Source organism: Chloroflexus sp. (assembly GCF_049970315.1).
Classification (GTDB): Bacteria; Chloroflexota; Chloroflexia; order Chloroflexales; family Chloroflexaceae; genus Chloroflexus.
Genome location: NZ_JBMFNE010000025.1, coordinates 45,262 through 61,535, shown reverse-complemented (window position 1 = coordinate 61,535; position 16,274 = coordinate 45,262). Strand labels below are relative to the sequence as shown.

Here is a 16,274-nt window from a genome sequence, read left to right as displayed (position 1 = left end):
AACCCTGCCCGTGTCATCGTGATTGCTATGCATCACCGCCGCCCTCGTTGTCATGTCGAGCGAAGCGAGACATCTTCATTCTCAATGTCATCGCGAGTGCTGCGTGATGAATGGGTAAGATTGCTCGCTGCGCTCGAAATGACAAGGGGGAGCGAACCCTGCCCGTGTCATCGTGATTGCTATGCATCACCGCCGCCCTCGTTGTCATGTCGAGCGAAGCGAGACATCTTCGTCTCCAAACAGTCGGCAGAGGCGCGTCCAAACGAGCACTCGATGGTCAGGCATATCGGACCAAACGCTCCAGCGCACGGCCGATACTTGCCGAGCGCTGGTATTCTCGCCGTTAACGCTGTGCGGTCGGTGGCGAGAAGAACGGGAGAGGGGTTTCGGCCACAGGCGGGGAGATGACGCCTATGGCGCGATGAACTGACCTAAGTCACTCGTTTTAGGAAGTGTATCCACGATAGCATACGTTCTTGATAGCAGGGAATAACTCAACGTCTTCCTACCAGTTATTTGCGTTTCACGGCTACATCAACTGGTTTTAAGCCGGAAAGTTGCCAACAAGCGTCCAAACTGCAATTTTGTACCGTCGCTAATCGACACCGGCGTTTGCGGTTCAATGCGATTGCCATTCACGCGCGTATGATTTGTGCTGTTTAGGTCGATGATACTCCATTGATTGCCGACGTGGACGATTTTGGCGTGTTGGCGGCTCACACCTCCTAGCTCTCCACCGTAGGGAGTAAGGTCGATTTCCGGGAAGATATTGCTCACCGGGTCTTCTCGACCGATAACGTATTCCGTTTTACCGGGAGGCAAGATGATCTCACTGCCATCAGCCAACACTAAACAGGAAACCTCTTGCGGTAGGTTTACGACAGGTGTCCCAAGCGGTGTTGGGGCTGAGGGGTGGGCATTCGGTGTAGCAATCGGTGTGCTCGATGATGGAGCATTGCCGATCAGGTCGGCCAGTGCGGCCTCAGTCTTAGCTAATTCCGCCCGTGCCGCATCGAGTCCGGCGAGGATGAAGGCCGGGACGCTACCTGCCGGATAGCGGGCAGCCATCTGCTCATACTGAGCGACGGTGTCACGATGGGCAGCGAGTAACGCTTCGAGCCGGGCAACCTCTGCCGGATCAGGGCCGCTTGGGAGAGCGGCCAGTGCGGCCTCAGTCTTAGCTAATTCCGCCCGTGCCGCATCGAGTCCGGCGAGGATGAAGGCCGGGACGCTACCTGCCGGATAGCGGGCAGCCATCTGCTCATACTGAGCGACGGTGTCACGGTGGGCGGCGAGTAAGGTTTCTAATCGCGCTCGTTCGGCTGCCCAATCGCTGGGCGACGGTGGTACCGCCGAGGCGAAAGGTGCGGTCCCAACTACCGGTGCAACCGGTTCGGCGATGGAGGCTGTTCCATTGACGGTCGGTGTGTCGATGGGTGGTGCCGGCAGTTCGGGTGCGGGTGGCGCGATGACGGTCGGTGCATCGGCGGATGGTGGCGCGGACGGTTCGGGTGCGGGTGGCGCGATGATGGTCGGTGCATCGGCGGATGGTGGCGCGGACGGTTCAGGTGCGGGCGGTGCGATGACGGTCAGTGCATCCGAGGATGGTGCCGTTAGGTGGCTAAGATCGGCGCCACAATGGTCGCAGAAGCGCTCACCGGGTAAGACTGGATCGCCACAGCTTGGACAAAAAAGTTGGGGGGCGTCTGGTGGGGCGATTAGTGTTGCTTGGTCAGATGGAATTGAAGGTGCAGCCGGTGTATTCAGCAGATCAGCACCACAGTTATCGCAGAAACGCTCACCGGGCAAGACCGTTGCACCGCAAACCGGACATGACGGTGCGAGAGCTGTTGGCTGATCAGGTGAGACGGTCATCGGTGTTGGACTGACCAAGCGGGTTCCGCACTGATCACAGAAGCGGTTGGTTGGTTCGTTTTGGGCACCACACGAAGGGCAGATGATCATAGTTGTTCCTCATGCTGCAAGCAATCTTATGGAGCGATTGCAAGAATATCCCACTGCTATGCCTGTTCGTTTTTCTCTAGTCGCTGGGTCAGTCGTCGCGTAGCATAACGCAACTCTTTTTGGGTAGCCGGATCGAGCGGTTGACCCTGTTCGAGCGTTGCCGCTTGTTGATTCATCTTCTCGGCAAGCTCTAGTTCACCCAGATCGAGCAAACGAGTTGCGGCTGCACGGAGTTTTTGGGTTGCACCCGCCGTATTACCGCTTGCTGCTTCACTTAAGGCGCGAGTCTGCAACTTAAACGCCGTCACCCGCTCGACCAGATTCATGACAGCGGGAACATAACTCTCTGGCCCGGCCTGATCGGCGACATCGAGCAAGATATCTTGCTTGATCACCGTTTCACTATGTTGATCAACCGGTGTCAAATGTAACTCAGCCTGTGCAATCCGAAACCGGCCTCGCGTGCGTGGAGGAAGCATCAGGTCGAGTAAGATGGCTGCCGGTTGATCACCGACTAAATCGCCTAGCCGCACTGCAACCGCTGCATCGCCGATAGGTTGATAGCCGAGGTTCGCAATTACCGGCTTGACGCGATAGATGGCACGCGGCGTCACATCACGGACAAGCCGGAGGAGCAGCCGTGCATCGGTAGCAACGACAGCCTGTGCTTCTTTCACTGCCTGCTGAAAAAACGTCTCAATCTGTGCCGGATCGGCAATATAATCGGAATACCCATCGCTCGCCGCAGCAATATCGTCGAGTAACTGCTCATTCCATTCTGTGCCTAGTCCCAATGCGGTAATGCGCACACCTGCTTGCCCAAGGGTGCGTGCCAGATCACGACAGATTGGCTCATCACCCCACGTCTGCCCATCGGTCAGTAACAGCATCCGGCTGATCCGATCAGGCCCAAGGTATTTTTGGAGTTCGGTTTGCGCTGCTTTCATACCGAGCGACATTGCCGTCCCACCGGCTTCGGTAATGGTTGCAACGGCTGCGAGGAGCGTCGACCGATCACCAACTGGAGTTGCCGGTACGAGGGTTTGTACCGTGTCGTCAAAGATAACAATGGCTGCTACGTCGTGTGGACGCAACAACTCAATCACTCGGCGAGTAGCTATTTTTAGGTTCGCGAGCTTCTCGCCTTGCATCGACCCTGAACGGTCGAGGACGAAGCAGAGATTGAGCGGCAATGTCGCAGTTGGTGAAGCCGGGGCAACTGCTTCAACCAGGAGATAGCCAACTTGTGGTGTGTTACTTACAGGTATAGGTGCGCGTCCCCATTGGCAGGTCAAAGTAACTGATTCAGGCATGCTCGTACCCTTACTATGCGGCTAACTAGGCCATTGGTTGATCAGTGCTGCTATCACACAACAGAACAGAAAGGCGGCTAAACTTGTCACAAAACCGATGATTGTATCGCGGCGACCATATTCCGTGTTGGCGGTCTTGGGATTAGCCAGTGCGATCAAACTCACGATGCCACCGATGAGCGCAAACAGAAGTGCGCCCAAGGCCATGAGAATACCGATACCGGCCAATACCGGTGCATCATTGTTATACACCAGATTGATACCGACCAATCCAGTTGCGATTGTCATCATCACCGCACCGATAATCCCGATCCAACGTGCCGCACTCGCCATTCCGGTGCTTGCATGCACAACTATCGGTTTCACAGCGATGGCGTTACTGCGGGCTGCTTGGTGTACCGACTCCTGCATCATCTGCGGGTTGACCAATTGACCGCTATTCCCAAACAGTGCCTGTTGTAGCTCGATCACGTTGGCGAAGCGACGCGATGGATCGCTCTCGGTTGCGCGGGTTATCACATTGGCAATATATGGCGGGATGGCGGGATTGAGCTGGTTGGCCGGTGGCAAGCGGAACGGTGTCGTGCTCGGATCATGACCGGTGAGCAGATGGTGCATCAGCACACCGAGGCTATAGATGTCGGAGCGCGGATCGGTTTGACCACGACCGTACTGTTCGGGTGCGCTATAGCCGAGCGTGCCAAAGACTTGGGTATCGCGTTCCTTACCCGGTTTGAACAAGCGGGCAATACCGAAATCGACCAGCTTGATCGTACCTTCTGGCGTAATCATCACGTTGGTCGGCTTCAGATCGCGGAAAATGATCGGCGGTTGTTGCGCGTGTAAATAGGTAAGCACCTCACAAATCTGGGCGGTCCATCGTAACACCTCATGCAATGGACGCGGCAGGCCAACGCGATTGGTATAATCTCTCAGATTCTCGCCAGGCACGAACTCCATCACCAAATAGTGGCGGCCATTCTCTTCAAAGTGGTCGGTGACGCGCGGGAGATAGGGATGGTTTAGTTTCGCCAGCAGTTCTGCTTCTTGGCGAAAGGCCTCTTGGGCCAGTTGGCGATCGATCGGCGAAGTGATCAGGGTATCACTCATCTCTTTTACTGCCCATTGGATTGTACCCAATCGTCGATCGGTCGCGAGATAGACCGCCCCCATCCCACCTGCACCAAGGCACCGACGTAATTCGTACCGGCCTTGCAAGACTGCTAATGGGGCAGATGCTGCAACCGGTTGATCGGTGCTGCGGATGCGGTTTCCACATTCGGGGCAAAAGATAACGTCTTTGTTAAAGCTGGCCCCACATTGTGGACATTTCATGGCATTATTCTCACCAATATGACAGCGATGTTGTCTTCACCGCCGGCTTGATTGGCTGATGCGACTAACGCTTCACAGGCCTGCTGTGGATCGGCAATTTCGGTAATAATCCGCTCCATCTCCGGATCGCGCGTCATCTCCCATTGTCCATCGGAGCAGAGTAAGAGCGCGTCACCGGCAAAGAGACGGACACTGTACAGATCAATCTCTGGCTTCGTGCGATCACCTAACGAACGAAGTACGGCATTGCGCTGTGGATGAGTGTAAATATCCTCTTCTTGCAAATGACCAAGCTCGACCAACCGCATCACCAGGGAGTGATCCTTACTGATCCGTCGGAGCTTGCCATTGCGAAAGAGGTATGTCCGACTATCGCCAACATTAGCAATTACCGCTCGATCACCGATCACGAGCGCCATGGTTAAGGTTGCTCCCATATCATTGGCCTGCGCGTGGCCTTCGTGATAGATCGCTTCATTGGCGGATAATACAGCTTGCCGTACCAATTCCCGCATCTCAGACTCGTGATACAGACGTGATCCGGCTATCATTTGTTGCAGGTAGTTATCGATCAGTAGGCGAGCAGCATTCCTCACGGCTAAGCCACTGGCGACTTCGCCGGCTGCGTGTCCACCCATACCATCGGCGACGATATATATGCCACAGCTCTGTCGTTGACCGTTATTTTCAAGGCAGACGGTTAGGCGAAATAGGCTATCTTCATTGTGATCGCGCACGCGGCCCACATCGGTATACGAACCGGCCATTTGGATGAGGGGTATGGGATGGGTGCGTTCATCGCGTAATGCACTGAGGCGTGTAGCAACCGTGGTTGCATCGCGTAGTTCACCGGTACGGATTTGCCGCAGGACGGTTCCTAGACTATCGGTGATCTGCGTTGCTTCAATCAACGCCTGTTCGTCAAGGCGCTGCGTTGTGCGGGGGATGGCCATCAATCGTTCCAATATCTCAGCAAGCACAACGAGATCGGCGTAAAACACAGTTTCGCGTTCATCATCATTAACCAGCCGCAACTGATTTACCTGACGGAGTCGAATCTGTTGTGGCCCACTCAAACCGAGATCCTCGACGGTCAATTTGCCAAGAGCGATGTGTGATCCGTGAAGATTGACCAGGAGTTGGGCCAGTGCGGCGCCGATGGTCAGGGCTGTTGTCTCATCGAGCGGTGTGCTAAGTGGGGGCAATTCACTATCGTTCAAGACCGTAAGGCGCCAGCCATCGAGATCATGCTGTTCAAGAACTTCAGGCAAAATAGCGCGTGCTAGCGGATCGGCCAAGCGATCGATCAAGGCCGGGCCAGATGGAGTATCACGGGGGGAAAGGAAAGCGGGATAGACCCTTGTTTCGAGAGCAGCTCCGCAATCGATGCAGTACGACTCGTGCGCTTCGTTGGCCGTCGAACCACATGCCCAACAGCGTTGCCACGGTGCTAAATCACGTACTTCGAGCGGTCCGGTCGACCATGGTTCGGTAAGTGGGTGGGTTGGCGCAAACCGGTTAGCAAAGAGTGGTAGGTTGGGTTCCATCAGTTCCTCCTCACCGGCGATCGGTTGTGTGGGTGGATCGAGCGGACTAGCGAGCATGTCGCTTAACCATCCTCCACTAACCGCAAGCGGTTGGCGTCCCGGCAATGGTTGTCCGCAGATGGCGCAACAGCGAGCTTGTGGGCGATTTTCAGTGCCACATAACGAACAACGCATATGTCATCTACATCGCAGATTGAGCGCTAAAATGCGCAATAATAATCGAAATGTTATCGTGTCCGCCGCGTTGGTTGGCAAGATCGACTAACGCCATCGCAGCACGTACCGGTGGATTGGTAACGACCAGTTGGGCTAACTCTTCATCGGTGACGTGGTTCACCAATCCATCGGAGCATAACAACAGTATATCGCCGGGTGCTAGCGCCTGTACACGGGTGTCAACAACAAACGGCTGGTCAGTACCCAATGAACGATAGAGGATGTGGCGTTGTGGATGGGTGCGGGCTGCTTCCGGGCTGATCTGACCAATATCGACAAGCCGCGCAACAATCGTGTGGTCGGTCGTCAATTGCTGACACAACGGCGCCTCATTGTCAGTTCCGGCAGTAATGAGGTATGCGCGACTATCCCCAATGTGGCCGAGGTAGGCCCGTCGATCAACCGTCAGTGCGATGGTGAGCGTTGTACCCATGCCGGCTCGGTGTTGGTCGGCGTGGGCCGCATGAGCGACTTGTTCGTGGGCGGTCTGCATCGCGGCTTGTAACAAAGCAAGCCACGCCTCGTCGTCGCCGGGGAGGTTCTTGTTCAGCGCCTGTTGTAAGAAATGCTTCACCGTCGTTACTGCCAATTGTGAGGCCACTTCACCGGCTGACGCACCACCCATGCCATCGGCGACGATAAGTAATGTGCCGATATGCTCGTTCCCACGACTAAAAGTACCGGCGTACACGGTATCTTCATTAATCTGGCGGACACGACCGGTGTGGCTATGGAGGGCCACTTGTGGTTGCAGTGGTGGCGGTGGATACGTTTTCTGCAATGGTGGTTGGAGGCTAGAACCACACGAGACGCAAAAGCGAGCTTGCGCACGGTTCCCACGGCCACAGAACGGACAGGCGAGCGGATAGCGTCGTTGGGCGGGCAAGCGGGTGGTAATATGAACAGTCTCGCGCCCTTGGGCAATCTGCTGCCCCAGGCTAGCAAGAATTTGTGACAGTTCTTGTAACGCTACGGCAGCCTTGTCACGGGCGACACCGGTTGCGTTCTCGTATCGCCGACGCCAGAACGCAAGGCTGGTTTCGATAATCGCCAGTAAATCACGTAAACTAATCGTGTCGGCCACGAGTACTAATTGGCGTTCGCCGGTAATAATCACCTGTTCGGATGGCGTAGCAAGTGATGATCCGCAGTGAGGGCATACTTGCTGTGCCGTTCCGATTGGGTTGCCACACACTCTGCATTGCCCAGACTCTTGTGTTGCCACCGCTTACCTTCATCATATGGTAGGTCGGAATGGGAGCAACTTTGCTGGTATCTTACTCCACTCGCTCGTAATGAACATATACTGGCGTAATGTTATCTCGTGGTGCGATGCGTATTGGTGTGAGCCGAACGTACCGGTTGATTTGGTGCATGCATCCCTTCGCTCCTTTGCGCCCTTCGCGTCTTTGCGTTAGCGCCTATGCGTCAGGCAACACATACGACGTCACACAACGGATGTTGGATGCATTGCGGTTGCAAATCGTAGTGATCCATGCTATCACAAGAACGGAACCCGAGAAGCAACTCGCATTATAGCATAGGAGCTACCGTTGTGGCGACCGATGAAACGCCGCTGTGCCCCTTCTGCCAGGCCCCGCTTACCCGGCCTGATGCCCGCTTTTGTTCGTCGTGCGGGCGAGCGTTGTCCCCCTCCCCCCCTCACGACCCGACTACCATCCTTGCTACTGGTAATGCCGTTTTGCAGATTAGCGAACTCGGCAATGAACGTCACGTGTTGCTCGGTAGTCGACCGTTAACAATTGGGCGGGCTGCCGATAACGATATTGTGTTGCAATCACGCTTTGTCAGCGGACGACATGCCCGCATCGAACCGAGTGGTCAAGGGCATCGGATTGTCGATGTCGGCAGTCGTAATGGTCTGCTCTTTGCCGGCCAGCGGGTCAGCGAGCGTGAGCTGGCGGATGGTGATGTTCTGCGCATCGGTGATCCGGCCACCGGTAACTTTGTCTCGTTAATATATCACAACCCAATGCTGACTACTACGGCGGCAGGGCAAGCCGTACCACAACAATTCCCCCTCGATCCGAACGATCCGGAAATCACCATCGGACGAGTAGGTTGTGACATTATTCTCAATAATCCGCAGGTATCACGCTTCCACGCACAGATTGATCGTACTCCTGGTGGAGTAGTGCTGCGGGATATGGGTAGTACCAACGGCACATTCGTCAACGGTCAGCGGGTAACAGCGCCGGTAATGCTGAAACCGGGTGATGTAATCCAGATCGGCGCGTTTAAACTCGTCTACAACGTTACCCGTCTTGACCGTTACGACCAGCAAGGCGCGTTACGGATCGATGCCCGCAACTTGTCGCGTGTGGTTATGCGCAACGGTGTTCGGCGGATTATTCTCAACGATGTCTCTCTCTCGATTGCACCGCGTGAATTTGTTGCGATTGTCGGCGGTTCAGGTACCGGCAAAAGTACTCTGATGAAAGCACTCTGCGGGTATGCACCGGCCGATCAAGGACACGTGCTGGTCAATGGTGACGATTTCTATCGCAATTTTGCCGCTTACCGCACGGTTTTAGGTTACGTGCCGCAAGATGATATTCTTCATCGACAGTTACCGGTACAACGGGCATTGGAATATGCTGCTCGGCTGCGTTTACCCGCCGATACGTCTGACCAAGAAGTAGTAACTCGGATCGAGCGAGTGCTCGACGATGTCGAGATGACACCGCACCGTGATAAGCCGATTGAGACCCTTTCGGGTGGGCAACGCAAACGTGTCAGTATCGGTGCCGAATTGTTGGCCGATCCCAGCCTGTTCTTTCTCGATGAGCCAACGAGCGGGCTTGATCCCGGTCTCGAAAAGAAGATGATGTATACACTGCGCCGTCTCGCCGATAGTGGGCGGACAGTAGTGCTGGTGACGCATGCCACGGCCAACATCACGCAATGTGATCACGTTATCTTTATGGCAGGGAATGGTCGCATGGTCTTCTTCGGGCCGCCTGCCGAAGCGCTGCGGTTCTTTCAGATTACGAGCGGCGATTTTGCCGATATTTACACTAAAATTGAAGGCATAGCCGGTCCTGATCATCCGGTGGTACGACGCGATCTGAAAACCGAGTACGACATGTGGTGTTCGGCGCATCCTCAAGCGGATGGCTCGCCGACACTGGCCGAATTGTGGGAAATGCGCTATCGTCAATCATCACTCTACCAACGGTACGTGGTAGAGCGACTGGCTAGTGCATCGAGTGGGCCACAGGTACAGAATCCTACCGTCAAGCAGGCACCGCAGCGTGTCTCAGCATGGCGGCAGTTTGGTCTCTTGACCCGCCGCTACTTCGATCTCATGCGGCAGGACCGGCGTAACGTACTGATCTTACTCCTCCAAGCGCCGATCATCGCCTTACTATTGGTATTAGTCGTCCGTAGCGATGCGCTGACCGGGACACAAGCCCAAGACCTGATCCAGCGTAGTGAAGCAAAAAAGGTACTATTTATGCTGGCGACGGTCAGTGTCTGGTTTGGGATTATCAACGCTGCTCGTGAGATTACTAAAGAGCAAGCGATCTATCGGCGAGAACGGTTAGTCAATCTGCGGATCGGGCCATATTTGTGCTCGAAGGTAACGGTTCTTAGCGGCCTGATCGTGGTGCAGACAATCGTATTATTAGCCATCGTGCTCCTCAAAGTAAGGTTTCCCGATGATACCGGCATCTTCCTGCCACCACTTATCGAGACATTCATCACACTGGTACTTTCATCAGGTGCCGGTATGTCGTTAGGGTTGGCGATCAGCGCGGCGTCGGCAACACCGGATCGGGCGATCAGTCTGGTACCGTTTGCTCTCATCCCTCAAATCTTATTTGCCGGGCTGATCTTTGCCATCGAGGGTCTTGCTACGCCGCTCTCATGGCTCACGATCAGTCGGTGGGCGATGGATGCGCTCGGTGCTAGTCTTGATATTAATCGGTTATGCAACCTGCCTAACACCGATGATCAGGGAAGTATTCCTCCCGGCTGTTCCCCCGGTTTTCTCGAAACTGAAGCAGCCTTTAACCATGATCCGGCTCATCTAATCGGGCGTTGGCTGGCATTGGGTACGTATGCCGTGGTCTGCCTGCTCATTGCTGCATGGATCTTGCGACGTCGTGATCGTATGATCTAATATTCCTCTGCATGAACTTTGCGACATTTTTCATTTATGAAAAATGTGCAATTTTTACTTCAGACTGCCTCCCAATCATCTAAATAGGCTCTTCGTAGCCTGTGCAACACCTTGACATTGGTTTCCTGTTGGCGTATAATCACAACTGACGAATTGGAACTGTTGAGGTGACGGCTATTGTCAGCGTGCAAGTGTGTGCAGCACTTGCTTTTATTTATCGAGTTTGCGTATGTCACTCGGACAAAAGATCGGGCGGTTACGCCAGGAACGTGGTCTAACCTTGCAAGAGGTGTCTGAAGGGTCGGGGTTGACACCATCGTTCCTCAGCCGCCTCGAGCGAGATAAAGTGAATATATCAGTGGCAAACCTGCGCAAGCTGGCCCAATTTTTTAGCGTGAAGATGACCCATTTCTTTGAGGGTGAAGATAATCAGCAGGTTGGTCAGGTAGTACGTCCCGCCGAACGAGTACGGCTTTCCCTTGATGATGCACCGGTGCAAGTTTTTTCCTTGCTACCGCCGAACAGCGATCTTGACGCACGTCTGATCGAAGCCTACCCCGGTAGTAGCCAGCAAGGCTTTTCGTCACGTGGTAGTCAAATGGTATTCGTGCTGTCAGGCCATGTGCGCTATACATTAGGTGAAGAGCAGTACGATCTCGAAAGCGGCGATACCCTCTTTTTCCACGATGATACTGCCTATAGCTGGACAAACGTCGGTAATTCGATTGCAACAATGTTGACCGTCAATACGTTAAATTTACGTGATGATCGTTGACTGACGGCAAGTCAGTGCCACCCTTGATCGAGGTTGCATGACCATCTTCACCCCAGCTCAAATCCGCCGGATTGCGCGCTGGTTGCTTGTTGCGGTGTCAATTTATTTTGTTGGCTGGCTGATTAGTCATGCCAGTTCGGCGATTACGCCGTTTGTGTTTGGCGGTGTGCTCGCCTATCTATTTTTACCGCTAGTCAACTTCTTTGAGCGCTGGATGCCGCGTTGGTTAGCAATTCTGGCCGTGTATCTGCTGACCTTTGGCACAGTGGTGGCTGCGATTGCGTTTGTCATCCCACCACTGATTGCCCAGATCGCCGAACTGATCCGTGCCCTACCTGATATTGCAACGATCCAGCGTGAGGCTAATCGGTTACTCGATGAGTATGAGCAGTTGCTTGCCAGCTTGCCACCTGCTATACAGTCTGAGGTGCAAAGCGCGATTGCATCGGCGACCTCAGAGGGCTTGGGCACCCTGCGGGCTAATTTCGTCAACTATTTGCAAGGAATCGGCCAGTTTCTGATTAATAGTGTGTTATCGGTTGTTAATACGGTCACCTTTCTGCTAGGTTTCTTTCTGGTGCCATTTTGGCTCTTCTACGTGCTGATGGATCAGCGCACCGGGCGCGATTATCTCAATCGCTTGATCCATCCCCGCTTACGGGCCGATTTTTGGGCGATGATATCAATTATCGATTACGACCTGAGCGGTTATCTGCGCGGTCAGTTGATTCTGGGTACGTCCGTTGGCTTGGCCGCGTGGATCGGCCTCACGGCGCTGAATATGGCGGGGATGAAGATACCATATACGGTGTTGTTAGCGGTCGTAGCCGGTGTTACCGAGTTAGTACCGGTGATCGGACCAATTATCGGTGCCATCCCGGCAATCTTGTTGGGTCTGGCCGATTCGCCGACGACTGCGCTGGCCGTTACTATTCTCTACATTGCTATCCAGCAGCTCGAGAATCATATCCTTGTGCCACGCATTATCGGCGAAAGCGTGGGGGTCCATCCGGCGATCCTCATGGTTGTGCTGGTCGTGTGTTCGCAGGTTTTTGGTTTGTTGGGAGCGATCCTTTCGGCGCCACTGAGTGCAATGGCCCGCGATCTGTTCCTCTATCTCTACGGTCGTTTGAGCGATCCGCCCCGTCCGGCAGGTGTTCTGCCTGAACGGTTGCGTCCGATAGCAGCTCTTACCGAAGTAGTGGCCCAATCCATGACCGATCAATCGGCGCCGTCTCCGCCCACCTCGGAAGACGTTCCCCGAACACGCCCACTTGATGAACCTCGATGATAACAAACCTGCTAAGGGCGCGGTCTCCCGCACCCTTAACGTTTCCGTGCCGATCACTGAATTGCTTATCAGCTAGACCTGTTGGGCTTGGTTGCCGAAACGCCAGCGCGATCCTCCGTTCCGTCCGAGCCGTCGCCAAAGTGAATTAATCAGACGACGATGGCGCCGACGTGCATACCGTGCAGCATAAAACGGATCACTTTGGCATAGTTGTCGGCGTACCCGTAGGCTGTGACCGGAAAGTAGCCCACTGACAAATGCCCCCAAATCGGCCAAAGATGCTAGCTTGTCGGCAACCGCTAACACCCATCCTTCGCGTGTGGTTGGACGTGGCCCAAAAGGGTACATGTGGCTGATAATTGCTGCCGAAACGGCTTCCGATTCGCCAAGTTCGGCGGCAACACGGGCAGCAATTGCGCCGTGCGTTGTCAGTGTGCCATACCGCGAATCGAGGTCGTGGAGAAGGGCTGCTCGCACGCACGTTACCCGATCGGCGCCAAAGAATGGCGCGAGGTAGTACGAGAAATGTACTGAGCGTAGCAAATGATCGTGCTTTGGAACACTGTGGTGCATGTGGTAGCGTGTCTCAATAACCCGTGGATGATGCAGGAGATCAGCGATGGTATCCCAGTACATTGTGCCCCTTCTCCTAATGTTGTGTTACCTGTTATGTTATACCACTTCTTGTTTGTCAACGCAATGGTAGCGTATTGCTCCTACTGTGACATTACCATGCCGAAAATGGTCTATACTTCAGATATTCCTCAGGTATAATACCCATGAAGCCATTGTGACTGATCATCGGAGAAGACACTATGCGATTGAAAGGGCGCGTTGCAATTATTACCGGTGCTTCAAGTGGAGTTGGCTATGCGGCTGCCCGTCTGTTTGCTCGTGAAGGGGCAACCGTCATTGTTGCCGCCCGCCGACGTGATCGCCTCGAACATTTGGTCAGTATGATAACTACGGAAGGGTATCACGCCTTTGCGATCCCCACCGATATTACAGTCTCAGCACAGGTCCAGCATTTAGTTGATACAACGGTGCAAATGCTTGGTCGGATCGATATTTTACTCAACTGTGCCGGTAACGTCGAGAAGATCGCACCGCTTGAGCAGTTTAGCGATGCCGAATGGCAGTCGGTCATGAATGTCAATCTCAATGGTGTGTTTTACCTGATGCGCGCAGTGGTGCCCTATATGAAGCGTCAGCGAAGCGGAACGATTGTGAACCTCGGTTCGCGGGTGGGCAAGATCGGGGTTGCCAACATTGCACCGTTCTGCGCGGCTAAATTCGCGCTGTCAGGGTTGTCGCAGGCGCTTGCCCAAGAGTTGCGACCTTACAATGTCTTTGTGACGACCGTCTTTTCCGGAATGATCGATGCCGATATTGCGCCGCTGAACCCGGCTGAAGAGTTGCGCAAACGGTTGATGACCGTCGAAGACGTGGCGCAGGCATTGTTGTGGGTCTGTACGCTGCCGCCAAGCCTGCGGGTTGATGAGTTGCCCATTATGCCACGCACGGTCGATTTGTAAGCAGGTGGGGTGTGGTATGGCCGAGCAGGCGTCACGTGATTGGTGGGAAGAATTACTCCAAGTCTATGAGTTCGCCCACTACCGCCAGTATGCCGATGAGTTGACACGCCGTGAGGTCGATTTTCTCATCGATGCCCTTGGGTTACGCGGTGTGGAGACGATCCTCGATCTGGCATGTGGCGGTGGACGCCACAGCTTGGCCTTGGCAGCCCGTGGTTGGACGGTGGTGGGGTTAGATGCCGCAGCGTCGGTATTGGACCATGCGCGCGCTGCTGCTGCCGAACAAGGGCTAAGCGTGGAGTTTGTTATCGGCGATATGCGTGATCTGCCCTATCACGAACGGTTCGATGTTGTGCTGCTGATGAACAGCAGTCTCGGTTTTTTCGATGATGCGACGAATCAGGCAGTGTTACACGGTATCGCGCGAGCGTTGGTTCCCGGGGGTAAAGTTCTGATCCAATGTCTCAATCCATACCAAATTGAGCGCTACTTGCGAGATTTTCGCAGTGGTTGGTATCCAATCGGTAGCGGATTTGTGTTGCGTGAAGCGCGTTTTGACCCTCGACGAGCAACTCTCGAAATTGATTATCGTTATATCGATGCCAGTCGCGGAATTGATGTCACTCATCCCGGTGACCAGATTCGGCTCTACGGTTTCCCGGAATTAACGGCAATGCTGCGTGCTGCCGGTTTACGTCCGCTGAGCGTATTCGGTGATGCAGCGTTGCCACCAGTACCCTTTACCGAAGAGAGTGTCTGGCAGGTGGTGATCGCAACTCGCGACCGGACGGTGAGGATGGAGGCAGAGGATGCCGATCACGCTCATCGGTGAGTTTGAAGTGTCGTACCATCCTGATGCGACGCCGGCGCTGATTTTGCACCACCTGATCCGTGGGTACGATGCAGTAGTACTCAACGCCGATGAGGTGGTGGTTTTGCGCGAATTGCTTAGCGTGGTGCAGAAGCGTATCCGTGAGGTGGGGCATTATCGGTTGATCCTCGGTGCAGGAGGTGATCTGACCTTTTATACCGCAAATGGACAGCGTAGTGCGTATCTGACCGCTGACCAGATGCGCTTACTTGCTCGCTTGATCGGTGCGACACCGCCGCACCTGACAGAAGCTGAAGTTCACCAATAGCTGATGGCTATCTGTTGAGCGAGCGTATTGATGATGTGTGGGTCGATCCGGCCCGGCTCGATCGTTTGGGCATCAGCCACACCACAGGCAGTAGCGATTTGTAACGCTTCCGCCAGTGATCTGTCGTCGGCGAGTGCTATGGCAAGGCCGGCAAAAAACGAATCGCCACAGCCGATCGGACTGCGGGCAGTTATAGGTGGTGGAATGGCGATCACGCCGGCCGGCCGATGTCGTCGTCCGATACCGACCGCTCCTTGAGCACCGAGGGTAATAACGGCGGTGTCGATCCCGCGTCGAACGAGTTCGCTTGCCGCCTGTTGTGCGGTCACAATGCTTGTCACCGACATACCGAGGAGTTCGCCGGACTCATCACCGTTGATTTTGACCACGTCGGGCTTGCCTGCTATCGCTGCGGCTAGCGCCGGCCCACTGGTGTCAACCAGTACATAGCGGTTCTGCCGGCACAGTTCACGAATGAGATCGGTGAGGACGGTAGGCGCAATTCCCGGTGGTAAACTACCACAAATGAGATTCCACGTTGCCTGAACATCCAAAACGCGATCGATAAATGCCTGCCAATGGCGATCGGTCAGGAATGGCCCTTGTTCGTTGAGCACCGTGATTGTGTCGGTCGTCGGATCGACGATGAGCGTGCAGATGCGTGTCTCGCCGTCAATCGGGACAGCGGTGAGGTTAATACCTTCACGCGCGGCGAGTCTGGCTACGTGTTGTCCGGTAAATCCGCCGAGCGGCGCACATACGGTGACGTTCATCCCTAGCGCTCGCGCTACTCGAGCGACGTTCAACCCCTTGCCGCCGGCTGCCAGATGAGTTTGGGGTACCCGCTGAATGGTACCGAGTCGTAACGATGGGGCGAGTAAGATGTGATCGAGGGCCGGATTAGGCGTGATAATACAGAACGTTGGTGAAGCTGCCATCATGCATCCGTTGCCGCTAAGTGGTATTTGTCCAATCTTAGTATACCAAAAGGCGGCCACTCAGGCCGCCTTG

Annotated in this window: 13 protein-coding genes; 6 read left to right on the top strand and 7 right to left on the bottom strand. The window is 54.7% G+C overall.

Annotated elements, in window-relative coordinates; genetic code table 11:
- Nucleotides 1-534: 534 nt before the first annotated feature.
- The 5 genes from ACP5OT_RS14910 to ACP5OT_RS14890 all read right to left on the bottom strand — a co-directional run bounded on the left by ACP5OT_RS14910 (nucleotide 535) and on the right by ACP5OT_RS14890 (nucleotide 7,601).
- Nucleotides 535-1,965 (bottom strand): zinc-ribbon domain-containing protein, encoded by a 1,431-nt coding sequence (locus ACP5OT_RS14910; RefSeq protein ID WP_428132570.1) that lies wholly within the window; start codon nucleotides 1,963-1,965, stop codon nucleotides 535-537.
- Between the two features lie 56 nt (nucleotides 1,966-2,021).
- A complete protein-coding gene (locus ACP5OT_RS14905; protein WP_424675456.1) occupies nucleotides 2,022-3,278 on the bottom strand; it encodes a vWA domain-containing protein in 1,257 nt (418 codons plus the stop codon).
- Between the two features lie 21 nt (nucleotides 3,279-3,299).
- Nucleotides 3,300-4,613 carry a protein kinase domain-containing protein gene (locus tag ACP5OT_RS14900; RefSeq protein WP_424675455.1) on the bottom strand — a complete coding sequence of 438 codons (1,314 nt, stop codon included), beginning with the start codon at nucleotides 4,611-4,613 and terminating at the stop codon, nucleotides 3,300-3,302.
- Nucleotides 4,610-6,217: a Stp1/IreP family PP2C-type Ser/Thr phosphatase gene (locus tag ACP5OT_RS14895; protein WP_428112650.1), complete on the bottom strand. Its 1,608-nt coding sequence runs from the start codon at nucleotides 6,215-6,217 to the stop codon at nucleotides 4,610-4,612. Before ACP5OT_RS14895 ends, ACP5OT_RS14900 begins: the two co-directional genes overlap by 4 nt.
- A gap of 124 nt (nucleotides 6,218-6,341) precedes the next feature.
- Complete coding sequence (locus ACP5OT_RS14890; protein ID WP_428132568.1) at nucleotides 6,342-7,601, bottom strand: Stp1/IreP family PP2C-type Ser/Thr phosphatase; 1,260 nt, start codon at nucleotides 7,599-7,601, stop codon at nucleotides 6,342-6,344.
- 330 nt (nucleotides 7,602-7,931) lie between these two features.
- Here ACP5OT_RS14890 and ACP5OT_RS14885 point away from each other — a divergent pair, with 330 nt between their 5' ends.
- From ACP5OT_RS14885 to ACP5OT_RS14875, 3 genes are all read left to right on the top strand, one after another.
- Nucleotides 7,932-10,523 (top strand): FHA domain-containing protein, encoded by a 2,592-nt coding sequence (locus ACP5OT_RS14885; RefSeq protein WP_424675452.1) that lies wholly within the window; start codon nucleotides 7,932-7,934, stop codon nucleotides 10,521-10,523.
- Between the two features lie 229 nt (nucleotides 10,524-10,752).
- Nucleotides 10,753-11,298: a helix-turn-helix domain-containing protein gene (locus ACP5OT_RS14880; protein ID WP_424675451.1), complete on the top strand. Its 546-nt coding sequence runs from the start codon at nucleotides 10,753-10,755 to the stop codon at nucleotides 11,296-11,298.
- 37 nt (nucleotides 11,299-11,335) lie between these two features.
- On the top strand, nucleotides 11,336-12,589 hold the full coding sequence (locus tag ACP5OT_RS14875) for an AI-2E family transporter (protein WP_428112648.1): 1,254 nt from the start codon (nucleotides 11,336-11,338) through the stop codon (nucleotides 12,587-12,589).
- A 72-nt stretch (nucleotides 12,590-12,661) separates the two neighbouring features.
- Here ACP5OT_RS14875 and ACP5OT_RS14870 read toward each other — a convergent pair whose 3' ends face one another.
- Nucleotides 12,662-13,225, bottom strand: a complete 564-nt coding sequence (locus tag ACP5OT_RS14870; protein ID WP_424675449.1) for an HD domain-containing protein — start codon at nucleotides 13,223-13,225, stop codon at nucleotides 12,662-12,664.
- Nucleotides 13,226-13,404: 179 nt separating this feature from the next.
- Here ACP5OT_RS14870 and ACP5OT_RS14865 point away from each other — a divergent pair, with 179 nt between their 5' ends.
- From ACP5OT_RS14865 to ACP5OT_RS14855, 3 genes are read left to right on the top strand one after another with little or no spacing between them, the layout of a single operon-like run.
- Nucleotides 13,405-14,124 (top strand): SDR family oxidoreductase, encoded by a 720-nt coding sequence (locus tag ACP5OT_RS14865; protein ID WP_287906269.1) that lies wholly within the window; start codon nucleotides 13,405-13,407, stop codon nucleotides 14,122-14,124.
- 16 nt (nucleotides 14,125-14,140) lie between these two features.
- The gene (locus ACP5OT_RS14860; protein ID WP_424675448.1) at nucleotides 14,141-14,956 is read left to right on the top strand and encodes a class I SAM-dependent methyltransferase; all 816 of its coding nucleotides are present in this window, start codon (nucleotides 14,141-14,143) and stop codon (nucleotides 14,954-14,956) included.
- Nucleotides 14,934-15,263: a hypothetical protein gene (locus ACP5OT_RS14855; RefSeq protein WP_424675447.1), complete on the top strand. Its 330-nt coding sequence runs from the start codon at nucleotides 14,934-14,936 to the stop codon at nucleotides 15,261-15,263. Before ACP5OT_RS14860 ends, ACP5OT_RS14855 begins: the two co-directional genes overlap by 23 nt.
- Here the strand turns inward: ACP5OT_RS14855 and ACP5OT_RS14850 are convergent.
- Nucleotides 15,254-16,201 (bottom strand): 1-phosphofructokinase family hexose kinase, encoded by a 948-nt coding sequence (locus tag ACP5OT_RS14850; protein WP_428112646.1) that lies wholly within the window; start codon nucleotides 16,199-16,201, stop codon nucleotides 15,254-15,256. The genes ACP5OT_RS14855 and ACP5OT_RS14850 overlap by 10 nt on opposite strands.
- Between the last annotated feature and the right edge of the window lie 73 nt (nucleotides 16,202-16,274).

Bases quoted from the DNA above. Each gene is read 5' to 3' on its own strand.
- ACP5OT_RS14895 (WP_428112650.1), bottom strand. From the start codon at position 6,217: ATGCTCGCTAGTCCGCTCGATCCACCCACACAACCGATCGCCGGTGAG.
- ACP5OT_RS14905 (WP_424675456.1), bottom strand. From the start codon at position 3,278: ATGCCTGAATCAGTTACTTTGACCTGCCAATGGGGACGCGCACCTATA.
- ACP5OT_RS14870 (WP_424675449.1), bottom strand. From the start codon at position 13,225: ATGTACTGGGATACCATCGCTGATCTCCTGCATCATCCACGGGTTATT.
- ACP5OT_RS14860 (WP_424675448.1), top strand. From the start codon at position 14,141: ATGGCCGAGCAGGCGTCACGTGATTGGTGGGAAGAATTACTCCAAGTC.
- ACP5OT_RS14875 (WP_428112648.1), top strand. From the start codon at position 11,336: ATGACCATCTTCACCCCAGCTCAAATCCGCCGGATTGCGCGCTGGTTG.
- ACP5OT_RS14910 (WP_428132570.1), bottom strand. From the start codon at position 1,965: ATGATCATCTGCCCTTCGTGTGGTGCCCAAAACGAACCAACCAACCGC.
- ACP5OT_RS14900 (WP_424675455.1), bottom strand. From the start codon at position 4,613: ATGAAATGTCCACAATGTGGGGCCAGCTTTAACAAAGACGTTATCTTT.
- ACP5OT_RS14880 (WP_424675451.1), top strand. From the start codon at position 10,753: ATGTCACTCGGACAAAAGATCGGGCGGTTACGCCAGGAACGTGGTCTA.
- ACP5OT_RS14850 (WP_428112646.1), bottom strand. From the start codon at position 16,201: ATGGCAGCTTCACCAACGTTCTGTATTATCACGCCTAATCCGGCCCTC.
- ACP5OT_RS14865 (WP_287906269.1), top strand. From the start codon at position 13,405: ATGCGATTGAAAGGGCGCGTTGCAATTATTACCGGTGCTTCAAGTGGA.
- ACP5OT_RS14855 (WP_424675447.1), top strand. From the start codon at position 14,934: ATGCCGATCACGCTCATCGGTGAGTTTGAAGTGTCGTACCATCCTGAT.